The following is a 15,103-nucleotide window of genomic DNA, read 5'->3' as shown; positions in this document are numbered from 1 at the left end:
TATTATCTTCTATTCTTTTGGACCGGATATTTTTTGCGAAAACATTATCAATGGTACGATAAACACACAAAGCTAATAACGTACCTGTCACTCATAGTGTTTACTCTTTTAATCTTACTTGGAAAAGGCCAAGCTGTGGATAAAGTAACATTACAAACTATTATATCGATGCCGACCTATATCGTTATGGAATATATTGTAGGGCTAGCTGGTTCAATGCTATGTTTAGGTATATGCAAAACAGTATGTTCTATTGCCTCACCATCAAAAATGATAGATGAGTTGTCGAATATAGGAAAATACACGTTGGGCATCTATGTCGTTCAGATTTTCGTGCTTGAACGCTTAGCTGTTGCTATTCCATGTTTTCAGGTTTCTGAAATAGGAGTTCTTGAAGATTTGGTCATACTGCCTATTATTGGCATCGTTTTCACCTTTATCTCCTACTATATAGTAAGATTTACATCAAGAATACGATGGGTAAATAATATGTTTTATGGTGGGCAATATTCCCAATAAACCTATTTATGTACAGAAAGAATAACAATTATCAGCTATTTAAAATCATGATAGGATTAGTTCGAGGAGACCAAAGTCTAGTTTCTTTAGCGCCAAGCAAACTCATGCGACAAATAGTTTAATTCTTCTTATAATAATATGTTTCTAATGATATATCTCCAGTTGTGATCAAAGTGCAATAGGACAAGAAAGGAAGTCAGAGAAAATAGTGTGTCGATGAAAATACAGAACTAAAATTAGGCAATGAACTTTAATATCAGAAATTTGATAATACGCTTGATAGATATCTTTTACCGTGAGCCCAATCTCATAATTAAGTATTATCGTCAGTCTTGTTCCAAACACACAGATAATAATGATCGATATATTTTTATGGTGGACGGACGAGTCGGACATGGTGGGATGTTTGACCGGTTGAAAGGTCTCATTTCCGTTTATGCTGTAGCACAAGCCCAACATAAGGATTTTAGGATCCATTGGACTTATCCGTTTTGCTTAGAGAAATATTTGGAGCCTAATTCATACGATTGGAGAATTAAGGATAACGACATTGTCTATCATTTTCCACAAAGCCGTCCCTTGTTTCTTTACGGTGAGTGTTACGCTCCGGTCCGACTGATGAAAAACCGCAAGCGTGAGAGCCACTTTTATTACGGCTACAATTCTCTTACAGAGATTAATGCACGGTTTGGTAAAAAATATGATTGGGGAGAACTTTATCGGGAGCTGTTCAAGCCCACAGCCTATCTTCAACAACACCTTGATTTCTACCAAAAAGAAATAGGGACAACATATATTGCAGTCCATACTCGTTTCCTTAATCTGTTGGGTGATCGGAATGAGACTGCTATTAACCCGGTTTTGCCTCATGATAAACAACTACAATTGATGCAAAAGGCAACTAGAGCTATTCGTCAAATCATTGATGAGCATAAAACAGAGAATTTTCCTTCTCTTAGGGTGATGCTTGCCTCTGATTCGATGATTTTCATCCAATATGCCACTAAGCAAATTCCCAGCATATACATTGTGCCGGGAACTGTAAAACATATTGACACTTCGGGAAAAACAGATGACAGCGAAAACATTAAGTTGTTTACTGATTATTATCTTCTTGCCCATGCCCAAAAAGTGTATAGCTTATGGCATGAGGGAATGTGGAAGAGTGCATTCCCAGAGTATGCAGCAAAGATAGGAGGTGTTGATTTTATAAGAAAGACATTTTAAGTTAAATATAATTTGTTGAAAATAATAACATATTACAATGAAAAACTTAATCAGTGTTATAATTACTACCTATAATAGGAGAATGATGCTTGAAACAGCAATAAAAAGTGTTATTAGCCAAAAGAATGTAGAATTAGAGTTGATTATAATAGATGATAATTCTACTGATGATACAGTTTCAATGGTTGAACATTTGCAGTTTCCATCACAAGTATCTTTAGTTTTTATAAAGAACAAAAAAAATTATGGTTTGTTGTACAATCATTCCGTAGGCTTTAAAAGAACAAATGGAGATTTTGTTATTTTTATGGATGATGATGATTATTATACTGATAAGAATTTTTTCAAGCGAGCTATAAATAAACTAAATGAAGATGAATCTTTATCTTTCGTTGCCTCAAATGTAGAAATCAAGCATGAAAAGGATGGGAGAATAACGCAATCTCCTTTAAACATTTCAGGTTTTATAACAAAAGAATCGTATTTAAGTAATTTTCAATTTAAATATAGTAAGCCTTTATCAACTTTTCCAGCAGTTTTTAGGAAAAGTAAACTGTTGGAGGCTGGATTTGAGAATATGAAAGCAATGAATGATTCTTCGATTTATATGAGGAGTTTGTTGGCTGGTAATGCCTTTATATTTCTTGAAAACATAGGGATATATAGACTACATGGTGACAACCGTTCATGCGACAACGGCTCCTATTTCCTCCAAAATCTTCAAGAAAAATGTCGAATTTTAGAAGAGGGGAAACATATAATTCGACGGCCTAAGCATTGGTGGTATAATCAGTTCACTTTAACATATAAATACTATGCATCTGCAAAGCACCGAATAAAAGATGAAAAAGAGATAATTGATTGGGGATTAGAGCATAATGGTGGCAGTATACTATTGCGTTGGTATCTCAGGTTTCGCAAATATAGGCTATCATCGTGCTGAAATAACATACGAAGAAGATAATTGTATAATTTGATAGCATATAAAACGTTGGGACATGAATATATTTTCTCGTTTATTATACTTAGTGGAAAAAATCAATGCTATAAGAAATAGTAGAAACTTTATTAAATTTCTACAGAAAAACCATGTTCAGGTAGGTGAAAATGTCATTTTCAGAGAACCAAGGAGCACAAGAATAGATTTGACTCGTCCAAGTTTAATTTCCATAGGCAATGATGTTGATATTAATACTCATTATTGTATCATGACTCATGATTTTGCAAATTTTGTTTTTCGAAATATGGGATGGGGATATATCAATAGTTCGGGCGCAGTTACTATTATTTCATAGATTCTACCAATATGAATAACTATCCTGATATTCCTATCAAACAGCGAGTAGGAAAAGCATACAATAATTGGGTAAGGAATTATAAAGCACCATTTCATTCCTATGAAGATTTTATCGAGTCAATTCAATGAAGAAGTCTCTGATTTTCATTTATTATTTTTTTACAAGATATCTTCCTTATTTCTTTGTTGAATGTTTTCTAAGAGTCAGACATAGGGATGGTTTGGTATTAAATGGATGTTTGGATTCACGTTGGGGAAGAACGCATATTTTTAATTGGGGTGATGACCTGAACATTCATCTTGCGAAGGAATTGTTTAACAAAAACATTATTGATTATAATGCTTCGTTGTTATCTCATGTGTTGCGTCAGCCTAATTATATGATGATAGGCTCTATTTTTCATGCTGCTGACAAACATACTATCGTGTGGGGAAGTGGCATGATTTCCAAGGATCATTTACCCCAAGAAAAACCATATAGGATAATGGCTGTAAGGGGGAAGCTGACTCGTCAGGTTCTTTTGGAAAACCATATTGAGTGTCCTGAAGTATATGGCGATCCCGCTTTGTTGCTGCCATATATCTATTGTCCCTCTCAGACTAAGAAATACAATGTAGGAATTATCCCACATATTTGTGATGAACAGAATCCTATATTAAAAGAATATTTATCATGTCATTCTAACATAAAATTGATTAGTATGAGAAAATATAATGATTGGCATGATGTCATAGACCAAATTAATGAATGTCAATGTATTTTGTCCAGTTCGTTACATGGAATAATCGTTGCCGATGCTTATCATATTCCCAATGTGTGGATAGAATTTTCGGATGGCGTAATTGGAAAAGGATTCAAATTTCTGGATTATTTTTCATCTGTAGATCGTTTAACAGACAAAGCTATATTTGTTCATCAGTTCTCTGATTTTGATCTTGCTATAGATGTAGCCAAGCACTACCAGCCGATAACTATTGATTTGGCTCCTTTGATACAATCTTGTCCTTTTCAGCTTCATATTTCAAACGATGGAAAATACACCTAAGATCTCGATAATAGTACCTGTTTATAATGCTGAGAAAGAAATCACAAGATGTGTTGAAAGCATACTGGGACAAAGCTATACGAATTTTGAACTTCTTCTTGTTGATGATGGAAGTAAAGATTCATCACTATCTTTGTGTAAGTCATTTGCAGAAAAGGACAATAGAATCAATGTTTTCCATAAAAAAAATGGAGGTGCAAATTCTGCAAGGGCTTTTGGTGTAAGAGAAGCAGGAGGTGAGTATATAAACTTTGTGGATGCTGATGATTATATTCCATCAACATCGTTATCAACTTTAGTCAGCATAGCAACTACCGATCAATTGGATATTGTTCAATGTGCCCGTAAATTTCTCCCTGTTGGCGGAGAGAAGGAAACTTTTTCATTTTTTCCACAAACAGGGGTATTCGACTCAGAACAATTTATTAGCTTCCTGTTTGCAGCAAAATGCAATGGCGGACCTGTTGGCAGTTTGTATCGCCGGGAAATTTTTGGAGAGGAAACATTTCATCTGGATAATGATGTAGTTCTTGGCGAAGATTTTTATATGAACCTATGCCTTGGTATTAAAGCAAAAAGAATAGGGCTCAATAATAGCCTTGTATATGTTTATATAGAAAATGAATCTTCTGCTACACATAATTATGAGTTTGTGTCAGTATTGCCTTTGAAACATCAACTTGAAAGCGTAAGGCGTATATTGGAAGAGAACCATTTGTTCCAAAAATTTTCGCATGCTTATTATGCAAATGCAATATTTACATTGTCATCAGCGTGTTTCCATAATAGTGATTTATTGCAGTCTGACTTTGTAAAGCAGGTAGGCCGAGAGGGGGCGAAATATGCAATAGGCATAAAGGAGAAAATGCTTTGTAAAATGTTGCAGTATCCGATTTTGTTCCCGATGTTCAATGCTGCTAATAAAATAAGGCAGCAACTGATGTCATAATTTAAGGAAATGGCTTTAAGTACCAAAAGAGTTATTGCACAAAATACAGTATATCTGTATCTAAGAGGAATATTCAGTCTATTTTTAGGACTTTATATTTCTCGTGTACTTTTGCAAACCCTTGGGGTTAACGATTTTGGCTTATATGGTGTCGTAGGCGGAATTGTAGGCTTTATTTCTTTTCTGAATATGGCCATGAGCAGTGCCTCTTCCAGATACATTACATATGAATTGGCCAAAGGGAATTTGGATAGCCAGAAGAAAGTTTATACTGCAGTCTTTGTTGTCCATCTATGTATTGCATGTTTTACCATACTCTGTGCCGAGACCATAGGCTTATGGTATGTGTGTAGCAAATTGATCATACCAGAGGGAAGAATGATGGCAGCCCACTGGGTGTACCAAATGTCTATATTGGTAGCTATAATTAATATTACTCAAGTTCCCTACAATGCCTTGATAGCTGCGAATGAAAAAATGGGATTCATGAGTTTGTGGGGGGGGATCAGCGATTTTCTTCGATTAATCATTGTCATATCTTTGTTTTGGATTACAATAGACAGACTAATCATATATGCAATACTCATATTTTTGGTTAATTTGTTTACGGCAATAGGTTACCGAGTATATTGTAAGATGAGATTTCCAGAATGCCATTTTGTGTACGTAAGGGATCGACAACTTTTTAAGGATATCCTATCTTTTGCTAGTTTCACGTTTTTCACTTCTTTTGCTAATGTGGCACGCCAGCAGGGTACTGTTTTATTGATCAATAGATTTTTCGGAGTAGCTGTAAATGCATCGGGAAATATTGCAACGATGGTAGCGGGGAATGTGTATAGTTTTACAATCAATGTGGTTACAGCATTTCGTCCACAAATCGTCAAAAACTATGCAAATCAGGATATTGTAAGCCTGCAGTCAAACATCATTCTTTGTATGAAGTATGCAGTAGCGATGTATTCGTTAATCGCTATTCCAATCTTTTTGGAAATGAACTACGTTTTGAAACTGTGGTTGGTGAAAGTACCGGAACATTCTGTAGAGTTCTGTAAAATCACATTGTTGGGCAGTATTATCGGACTACTTAATTATATCGTGATAATAGCTATACAAGCAACGTCGAGGGTTAAAAAAAATTCAATCCATATCAGTAGTTTAGGTTTGGTATCTATTTTCTTGATATACGTATTATTTCGCTTTGGAATGTCTGCCAATTGGGCTTTCTTAGTTTATACATTTACCGAGTGTGCGATTTTTGTTGTAGCTCTTTCCAATTTGAAACAAGTGATACCACAAATACGAATAACAAACATTATTTTAAAACTTTCGAAATTAGTGACAATAATGTTCTGTTCAACGGTCGTTTGCTCTTTAATTCAACATCTTGTCATAAGTGAATCTTTTGCGCGTTTAATGATTGTGACGGTTCTTTATAGTGCATGTTTTGGTATTTTATTTTACAGACTAATGCTCAATCATGAGACGCGTCTCACTTTAAAAGCGAATTTTCTTCACATCCTTAAAATAAAAGCATAAGAGGAATGTTACCCTATATTGTTATATTTATCTTTATATTTATTCTTGTTTTTAGAGTTAGGACGAAACAAAATATCCACAGTCTTTCTTTACGCTCTATTGCTTGGCTATAGGGACTTTTGTTGGAACGGCGGAAATGCTTGGTAGATATACATGTGTCGCAGTCCTGAGACGATATTTCCCGAATTGTCATAATCAAATATCTAAGATGGAGAATATATCTTCACCTGAGCTTATAAAGCGATTGTCTGAAGAAGATATTGATAATTTTGTCCCACATAACTTGACATTAGTTACTGTAGGACACGTGTGTTACAACAAGGGAATAGACTTTGCAATCGAGGCTGTAGATATACTTAAAAATAATGAGATTGATTTTTTATGGCTATTTGTAGGTGCTATTACAGAATCTAAATGGATAGAAGAGGTAAAACGTAAAGGTCTGCAAAAGTATTTCAAATTTGTTGGCGTTCAATCTAATCCTATCCATACATACGTCAAGCTGATATATATGTACACCCATCTCGTTTCGAGGGTAAATCTATTGCGCTTGATGAGGCGAAAATACTGTGCAAGCCTATTATCGTAACCAATTTTTCTACCGTAAGTGCCCAATTTGAAGATAGAGTCAATGCCAATATCTGCGCAATGGATGGCAATGCCTTGGCACATGCCATTCTTAATCTTTATGAAGATGGGCTGTTACGGCAAAAATATGTAGATTATCTTAAAACACATATACATGATAATTCGAGTGAGGTGCAGAAATTATATAAGTTCCTATAACATTTTAAGGCTATGTTTCCCTATCTTTTAGTTTTCATTGTAGCTTTTATTCTTTTTTTTGTTTTAAAAGACAAACGGTCAGATAAATATCTTATAGCCTACTTTCTCTATGTTTCTTTGTTTGTGGGCTTGGGCGATATGATTGGTGGTTACGACCGCTATATATACGGAGAGGTGTTTGACACCATAGCTGAAGAAATGCGAGGTGGGCGGAATTTAGCGCGATTGTATTATTTGGTGCAGGGCAAGGAGTTTGGCTATTTCTATTGGCAGGTGATTGTATCGTTTGTCACGCAGAATAGGTATATTTTTATTCTCATCACCACATTGGCTCTTTATACGCTCTATTTCTTCTCTTTCAAGCAATATATACAAGACTATCCTTTGGCAACTATAGTGTTTCTCGGTTTCTTTTATTATTTTACGATGACCTATCTTCGTCAAGTTTTTGCAGTAGGCATAGTGTGGTTAGCCGTGCGATACATTTGGGAGCGAAAGCCAATCAAGTTTTTTGCCCTTGTACTCTTGGCTTACACATTTCATGGTTCCGCACTAATTTTTGCGCTCATGTATTTTTTGCCCATCCGGAAATATAGTCCAACGACCATTTTCGCTTTTGTTGCAGTCTTTTTACTCTTAGGTTTGACCCCGTTACCCAACATGTTATTGGCATCATCGGGAGAAGCTGCAGGAATGGCAGGACGAACGTCAGCTTATACTTCAGAAAACCAAGGCTTCCGTATAGAGTATGTCTTGGAGAGTGTGTTCTTGTTGTGGCTTATTTTTACTAACTACAGGAAAATCGTACCTACCAAACAAACGCTTGTATTTCTTAATATGACAGTTATATTCTGTGGCATACTTCTTTTCTTTATGCGTTTTGGACAAGGAGGACGCTTTGGCTGGTATTTCTTCTTGGGTATTATCTATATGCTCACACATATTTGTCATCTCCCTCATCGAAAGCCTTGGATCAAACCACTCGTCATTACGGTGTGTTTCTTACTTTTTTTGCGTATCACTATTGCTTGGCAGTCACTCAATGTGCCTTATAAAACATTCTTAACAAATGGTGAACCATCGGGTAATGGATCTATTTATGAACTGTTTGAATATGACTATAATTATACCGATGATAAGTTGTACAAATAATATAAAATAATACAGAGCATGAAAGTTATTATAGATCCAAGATTAAAATATAACTATGCTTCATGGTATCTGTTGGGACTTGAGAAAGTGGTTGGGAAGAAGAATATCCACTTTGACATAACACCATTTATAACTTTGCCATATAACGATAAACATGACTACAATAGTGGCTTTGCGTTTGTATGTTTAGATGGTACGGATGAGCGTAAGTGTTTTATAGATACGGAGGATGTAGCAAAGATATTTGAAGATAGATATGCATGGTGTGACATTTATGGTATGGTAAACCCTACCAAAGAGCAAGTAAAAGATTACCCTAAGTTGTTACCCATCGGTCCGGAGTTTGGTATTACGCTGGGTACTATGGCTGGAACGGTAATAAAATGTTTACGACATTTTTTAAAAAGTAGGAACTATACAAACATAACGCTCAAAGACTATTTGAAGGATTATCTATATACTGTCATTCGTCGGAGAGCCTTAACAGAATATGAGAAGCAAATTGAAGTCAGACCCAACTATGTATTTCACGCTTCAACGTTATGGTATAATCGCTTTGCTGCAACAGATACGAATATGTATAGAGGCGAGTTCCTTATAGCTTGTCAAAACGCTGGAATAACAATTGAGGGTGGACTTTTTTATGTTGAGGGAGAAGACGTTTTGGCAGAAATGCCTGATTACCCCAAGTATAAAGAAACCTATAAGGATTTTATCTATGAGAAACGCCTCTCAATGGATGATTATATTAGAAAGACCAAGCAAAGTGTGATGGTATTTAACACACCTTCTGTGTGTGAATGTCATGGGTGGAAACTAGCGGAATACTTATGTATGGGAAAAGCGATTATATCCACGCCTCTTTCGCGGGAAATGCCCGCACCACTAATCCATGGAGAGAATATTCATTTTGTAACCTCAGATCAAGAACTGCTTGAAGCCGTCAGACTCATTAATCAGGACGAAAAATATCGAAAAAAGCTGGAAGATGGCGCCAGAAGATATTACGAGCAATGGCTAAGTCCCGAAGTTGTCATCAGAAGAGTAATTATGAATGACAAACACAATTAATTACCATGGCAAATCTTATCACGGTTTTCACCCCTACCTATAACCGAGGGGCTTTTTTGTATAAAATCTTTGAAAGTTTATCCCAACAAACTTTTAAAGATTTTGAATGGATCGTTGTGGATGATGGAAGTACCGATAACACCAAAGATATTATGGATAAGATCATTGCGGGATGTGATACATTTCCAATCAGATATTTCTACAAAGAAAATGGTGGAAAGCATACAGCTATCAATGTGGGAGTGAAAAATTCAAAGGGTGAATTGTTCTTGATTTTGGATAGTGATGATTCCTTACCCAAGGACTCATTAGAAATTATTGCCAAGCAAAATGAGACCTGTAACTCTAAAAAGGATTGCGCAGGTGTATGCGGTTTGATGGCACACCATAATGGTGAGAGAATAGGAGGAGGTTTCCCTGTGGAGGAGCTGTATGAGAGTTCCTTATATTTCAGGTATAAGCTTGGAGTGACGGGCGACTTGTTGGAGGTGTTCAAGACGTCTGTATTGAGAGAATTTCCTTTCCCAGAAATTAATGGGGAGAAATTTTGTCCGGAAGCGTTGGTTTGGAATCGGATAGCTGTAAAATACAAATTATATTGCTTTAACAAAGTCGTTTATTACCGTGATTATTTAGAAGGTGGGTTAACGGACAAAATTATAAAAATCAGGATGGAAAGTCCTGTAGCTACTTGCATGACCTATGCAGAGATGTTAGACTATGACATTCCTTCGTTGCATAAAGTCAAGGCTGCCATTAACTACTGGCGGTTTTGGTGTTGCGTGCAGGCCGTGACCTCACAGGTTCCTCGTGTAAAATGTTGTTGGGGGATATTCCGTCCAATGGGATATCTGATGCACATCAAAGACAGGAAGGTTATCCGGTAGATTTTTTTGTCTACAGAATAAGCTTACATTCATCATGCGAATATTGCAGGTTATTACATCGTTACAGATTGGTGGGGCGGAGCACGTGGTGGTTTACCTCACAAAGCTGTTGCGGCAGAAGGGCCATACGGTTGATGTGGTTGTCTTCAATGGCGAGGAGACAGCTTTTATGCGAGAGTTGGAGGATACCGGATGCAGGATTTACAAACTCGGACATGGTGTTTACAATATTAAATACATCCCCAAGTTAAGAAGGATCATGCGGGAGTATGACATTATCCATACTCATAACTCCTCGCCGCAGTTGTTTGCCGCCATTGCCAATATTGGGTTGGGAAAGATACTGATAACAACTGAACATTCCACGAACAACCGCAAGCGGGAACATCCTATGTTCTCGTTTGTAGACAAATGGATGTATGGTAAATATGCAAGGGTGGTGACGATTAGCAAGATTGCCGAAGAGAAGTTGTGCAGTTATTTGGGTCTTGAGAGCAATCAACCTAACAGTCCGTTGCAGCGTAAAATCGTGACTATCAACAATGGGGTGGATGTCAATGCCTTTTATCATGCGGAAGATTTACCGGATTTGGCTCACCAGGGAAAATTCGTCACGGTGATGGTGGCCGGATTTCGGGAAGCTAAAGATCAGGAAACGGTGATTCGGGCTATTGCGTTGTTGCCGGACGAATATGAGTTGTGGTTGGTAGGCGATGGGGTTCGTCGTCCGGAGATAGAGGCGGAAGTCGTTAAGCAGAATGTGACGGAGCGTGTAAAGTTATTGGGCATTCGGTCGGATGTGCCGCAGATATTGAAGTCGGCAGATGTCATAGTGATGTCGTCACACTGGGAAGGATTGTCGCTGTCGAACATTGAGGGCATGTCGTCGGGCAAGCCTTTTGTAGCCAGTAAGGTCAACGGATTAAAAGAAGTAACTGCCGACTATGGCATTCTTTTTCCACATGGCGATGCTAGGGCTTTGGCAGATGTCATAAAAAAGTTGCATGACGACTCGGAGTATTACCATATAGTGGCAGAGCAGTGCTATCAACGAGCCTTGCAATATGATATTCGGAAAATGGTGGACGCGTATGAACAATTGTATGATGCGGTGCAGCAATAATATGTTTGCACCGACAAGCATGCTTCTCCATAGGTGGTAGTCTGTCAATCATAATCATATGAATAAGAAAAAGCTAATTCGTGTAACCACAGCCGACATCAGCCTGAACTCGCTGCTAAGGGGACAGCTCAACTATCTCAATCAATATTATGAGGTGGTGGGAGTAGCCAAAGATACCGGTGTGCTCGACGAAGTCGCCGCGCGCGAGGGCATACGAGTGATTGATGCTCCTCTGGAACGACCTATCAGCATAGGCAAGGATATCAAGGCCTTGTGGTTTTTGTGGCGACTTTTTAGGCGCGAAAAGCCGTGGTGCGTACATGCCAACACGCCCAAGGGGTCACTGTTGGCCATGGTGGCTGCATGGGCCACACGCGTGCCGAACCGTATATATCTTGTGACGGGTCTGCGTTACCAAGCCACGACTGGTATGCTGCGCGCCATATTGAAGACGATGGAACGCGTGACATGCTGCTGCGCAAACCATGTCATACCCGAGGGCGAGGGCGTGAAACGAGTATTGAGGGAGGACAGAATTACGGGGAAGCAACTGCAAGTTGTACATCATGGCAACATCAATGGTAAGGACACCTCGTATCTGTCACGCGAGGCCACGAGCGAATTGTTGCGAGCGGAGAACGAGGAGACGCGGTTGATGGAGGATGCCACGCCCTTTGACGGGCGCAGGTATATGCGCCAAAAGTTGGGATATACAGACCATGATTTCGTTTTTATCCTTATAGCTCGTATGGTGAGAGACAAGGGCATTAACGAGTTGGCGGAGGTGATGAGGCGATTGGTGGGGCATGCCGCTGACCTGCCGCGGCAACCCAAACTCCTGATTGTGGGAGAAAAGGAGGTGCAGAGCGGTGGCAATATCACTCCGAAGGCGCAACATTTTTTGAGTGACTCTGCTGCTGTGTTCTATGCAGGCCTCCAAAAAGACGTGCGCCCTTACCTGATGGCGGCCGACGCATTGGTATTTCCGAGTTACAGGGAGGGTTTCCCCAATGTGCCTATGGAGGCAGGAGCGATGGAGTTGCCTTGCATCGTCACCAATATCAATGGTTGCAACGAGATTATTATCGATGGCGAGAACGGGGTCATTATCCCGGCACCGCTCGATTGCGACGGCCGTCTCATACAGTTTGCTTCGGACGACCCGCAAGCGGACGGTTTCTCCTCGCCCATGGCCAAAGCGCTCTACCATTCTATGTGCGATTTGATCAACAACGCCGACAACACCAACAGGATGGCCGCCAACAGTAGGAGGTTAATCCAAGAACGCTATGAGCAGCGTGATGTGTGGGAGGCGTTGAGGCAAATGTATGCAGAGCTGTGATTAAGAAAATCCCTGTGTGAGGGATGAAACTACACAAAACAGTCCCTCATACAGGGATTGTTTTCGCGTATATGGTCACTGTATGAGGGATTTTTGCTAACTTTGTGGGCAATCAAGACGTCAAACGATGATAGACACCATACTATATCAATATATGGCTGAGATGCTTTGATATAGCACAGAGAAGTATTTGTCGTAAAAGATGATATCGAGACAGGACATGGCATTGAGATACCACTGTGGTATTTTGGCATGAACTATTAATCGAAATGTTAGTGACGTAAAGATTTGCCTCTAATAGACTCTTGCCAGCAAAAATTATAAGAGAGACTACATAATAAAACAATCAAGCATTATGTACCAATATTTCTTCAAACGCATTTTGGATTTTTGTATTGCACTTACCGTTCTCGTATGTGTTTCTCCTTTATTGCTGATAGTCACGGTATGGCTGCACTTTGCCAACAAGGGTGCCGGCGCATTCTTTCTTCAAGAACGACCGGGTTGGAAAGCAAAGATATTTAAGGTTATCAAATTCAAAACTATGACTGATGAAAGAGGCGCTGATGGTGAGTTGCTGCCCGATGAGCAACGACTCACCTCTGTAGGACGATTCGTTCGTTCTACCTCGATAGATGAACTGCCGCAGCTCATCAATGTGTTGAAGGGTGATATGGCACTCATCGGCCCCCGTCCTCTCTTGCCCCAGTACCTTCCTCTTTATTCTGAAAAGCAGGCCCGTCGCCATGAGGTACGACCGGGAATTACGGGGTGGGCGCAATGTCATGGTAGAAACACCATCAGTTGGAAGCAAAAATTTGAATATGATGTATGGTATGTAGAGCATATCTCTTTATGGACGGATTTAAAAATCATATTCATAACTATTAAGAAGGTTATTGCAAGAAAAGATATTAATTCCATCTCAAAAGATACCGCTACAATGGAAGAATTCAATGGAAACAACTAAAATGGATAAGGTACAACAACTAAATACGCCTTGCTTTGTTCTGGATGAGAAAGAGTTAAAAGACTGTGTTTCACAATTCCAATTAGCATTATCCAAACAATTCGCGCATAGTGTCGTGGGATATTCTGTTAAAACGAATGCATTACCATATTGTTTAAAAGTGGCCAAAGAGAATGGCTGTTTTGCCGAGGTGGTGTCTTTTCAGGAGTATGAATTGGCTTTGGAGATAGGTTTTGACAAAAGACATATTATTTATAATGGCCCATTAAAATCAAAAGAAACATTTCTTGATGCTATACAACATGATGCTATTGTAAACATTGAGACGTGGCGGGAGATAGACTGGTTGGACGACTTGCCTAAGGATCAGAAATATGAGATAGGCATCAGGTTGAACATTAACACCACGGCCATTTCTAAGGAAGATGCTTTTGGTGAGAATGACGACAGTCGCTTTGGTTTTTCCTATGAGTCGGGTGATTTTAAAAAAGCTGTGGAGCTGATAAGAGCGAAGAGTCATGTGCGGTTGGTGGGTATACACACGCATAAGGAACCCAAGACTCGTAGTGTGCGTTTCTACCAACGGGTGATAGCGTACGTGTTGCCCATACTGACCACCCTTCACCTGCAACTTGAATATTGGGATGTTGGTGGAGGCTTCTTCGGTCCGATGCCAGGCAAACCCACGTTTGATGATTACGCGCGATGTTTTCGTACCGCCCTTGAGGACTCACCCTATGCGAATGTACGCCTTGTGGTGGAACCTGGCAACGCATTGCTTTCATCGCCTTTTAGCTATGTATGCAGCGTGATAGATGTGAAACAGCATGACGGCAGACGCTTTGTGACAACAGATGGAACGCGGAACGACGTGGATCCCTTCTTTCACAAGGAAGATTATTTCAAGAGGTTTGTTTATACAGACACTCCGCAGCTTTGCCATCAGCCGCAAGTGGTTGGCGGTTTGACGTGCTTGGAATATGACCGACTTTTCACTTTGCCTGAAGGTGCAGAGACGTTGAGCGTGGGCGACCGTGTTATTTTTGACAGGGTGGGCGCATACACTATGGCTTTGACACCACTTTTTATACATTATCTGCCCACAGTCTATCTAAAACGAAACGATGGAGATTATTCTATCATCAGGAAAGAGTGGGGAGTAAGCGAATTTATTAGAAAATCAATTTATTAAGAA

General features: G+C 39.1%; 16 protein-coding genes. All 16 read left to right on the top strand.

The genetic code is table 11. The features are described from left to right. On the top strand, positions 1–519 hold a 519-nt coding region (locus HMPREF0645_RS13955; protein WP_007173530.1), incomplete at its 5' end, for a DUF418 domain-containing protein. A 243-nt stretch (positions 520–762) separates the two neighbouring features. Continuing rightward, positions 763–1,746, top strand: coding sequence for an O-fucosyltransferase family protein (locus HMPREF0645_RS03715; RefSeq protein WP_007173529.1), 984 nt, complete (start codon positions 763–765; stop codon positions 1,744–1,746). Between the two features lie 37 nt (positions 1,747–1,783). Further along, positions 1,784–2,689: a glycosyltransferase family 2 protein gene (locus tag HMPREF0645_RS03710; protein ID WP_007173528.1), complete on the top strand. Its 906-nt coding sequence runs from the start codon at positions 1,784–1,786 to the stop codon at positions 2,687–2,689. Between the two features lie 55 nt (positions 2,690–2,744). Further along, a complete protein-coding gene (locus tag HMPREF0645_RS13615) occupies positions 2,745–3,041 on the top strand; it encodes a hypothetical protein (protein WP_156777832.1) in 297 nt (98 codons plus the stop codon). A 127-nt stretch (positions 3,042–3,168) separates the two neighbouring features. Beyond that, positions 3,169–4,089 (top strand): polysaccharide pyruvyl transferase family protein, encoded by a 921-nt coding sequence (locus tag HMPREF0645_RS03705; protein ID WP_007173525.1) that lies wholly within the window; start codon positions 3,169–3,171, stop codon positions 4,087–4,089. Then, positions 4,073–5,038: a glycosyltransferase family 2 protein gene (locus HMPREF0645_RS12965; RefSeq protein WP_007173524.1), complete on the top strand. Its 966-nt coding sequence runs from the start codon at positions 4,073–4,075 to the stop codon at positions 5,036–5,038. Before HMPREF0645_RS03705 ends, HMPREF0645_RS12965 begins: the two co-directional genes overlap by 17 nt. A 9-nt stretch (positions 5,039–5,047) precedes the next feature. Next, positions 5,048–6,577 (top strand): MATE family efflux transporter, encoded by a 1,530-nt coding sequence (locus tag HMPREF0645_RS03695; RefSeq protein WP_007173523.1) that lies wholly within the window; start codon positions 5,048–5,050, stop codon positions 6,575–6,577. A 208-nt stretch (positions 6,578–6,785) separates the two neighbouring features. Next, positions 6,786–7,166 carry a glycosyltransferase family protein gene (locus HMPREF0645_RS12960; RefSeq protein ID WP_007173522.1) on the top strand — a complete coding sequence of 127 codons (381 nt, stop codon included), beginning with the start codon at positions 6,786–6,788 and terminating at the stop codon, positions 7,164–7,166. Continuing rightward, on the top strand, positions 7,070–7,363 hold the full coding sequence (locus HMPREF0645_RS14420; protein ID WP_083793802.1) for a glycosyltransferase: 294 nt from the start codon (positions 7,070–7,072) through the stop codon (positions 7,361–7,363). Before HMPREF0645_RS12960 ends, HMPREF0645_RS14420 begins: the two co-directional genes overlap by 97 nt. A 12-nt stretch (positions 7,364–7,375) precedes the next feature. After that, the gene (locus HMPREF0645_RS03685; protein WP_007173520.1) at positions 7,376–8,515 is read left to right on the top strand and encodes an EpsG family protein; all 1,140 of its coding nucleotides are present in this window, start codon (positions 7,376–7,378) and stop codon (positions 8,513–8,515) included. Positions 8,516–8,533: 18 nt separating this feature from the next. Beyond that, positions 8,534–9,586 (top strand): glycosyltransferase, encoded by a 1,053-nt coding sequence (locus HMPREF0645_RS03680; RefSeq protein WP_007173519.1) that lies wholly within the window; start codon positions 8,534–8,536, stop codon positions 9,584–9,586. A 5-nt stretch (positions 9,587–9,591) separates the two neighbouring features. Further along, complete coding sequence (locus tag HMPREF0645_RS03675) at positions 9,592–10,473, top strand: glycosyltransferase family 2 protein (RefSeq protein WP_007173518.1); 882 nt, start codon at positions 9,592–9,594, stop codon at positions 10,471–10,473. A gap of 34 nt (positions 10,474–10,507) precedes the next feature. Then, positions 10,508–11,596 (top strand): glycosyltransferase, encoded by a 1,089-nt coding sequence (locus tag HMPREF0645_RS03670; protein WP_007173517.1) that lies wholly within the window; start codon positions 10,508–10,510, stop codon positions 11,594–11,596. A gap of 58 nt (positions 11,597–11,654) precedes the next feature. Next, the gene (locus HMPREF0645_RS03665) at positions 11,655–12,938 is read left to right on the top strand and encodes a glycosyltransferase family 4 protein (RefSeq protein ID WP_007173516.1); all 1,284 of its coding nucleotides are present in this window, start codon (positions 11,655–11,657) and stop codon (positions 12,936–12,938) included. 355 nt (positions 12,939–13,293) lie between these two features. Continuing rightward, positions 13,294–13,908 carry a sugar transferase gene (locus tag HMPREF0645_RS03660; protein WP_007173515.1) on the top strand — a complete coding sequence of 205 codons (615 nt, stop codon included), beginning with the start codon at positions 13,294–13,296 and terminating at the stop codon, positions 13,906–13,908. Beyond that, positions 13,895–15,100, top strand: coding sequence for a type III PLP-dependent enzyme domain-containing protein (locus tag HMPREF0645_RS03655; protein WP_007173514.1), 1,206 nt, complete (start codon positions 13,895–13,897; stop codon positions 15,098–15,100). The genes HMPREF0645_RS03660 and HMPREF0645_RS03655 overlap by 14 nt, the downstream gene beginning before the upstream one ends. Positions 15,101–15,103: the final 3 nt, after the last annotated feature.

The sequence above is a fragment of the Hallella bergensis DSM 17361 genome (genome assembly GCF_000160535.1).
Lineage (GTDB): Bacteria > Bacteroidota > Bacteroidia > Bacteroidales > Bacteroidaceae > Prevotella > Prevotella bergensis.
This window is presented reverse-complemented; position numbering and strand designations above follow the sequence as displayed.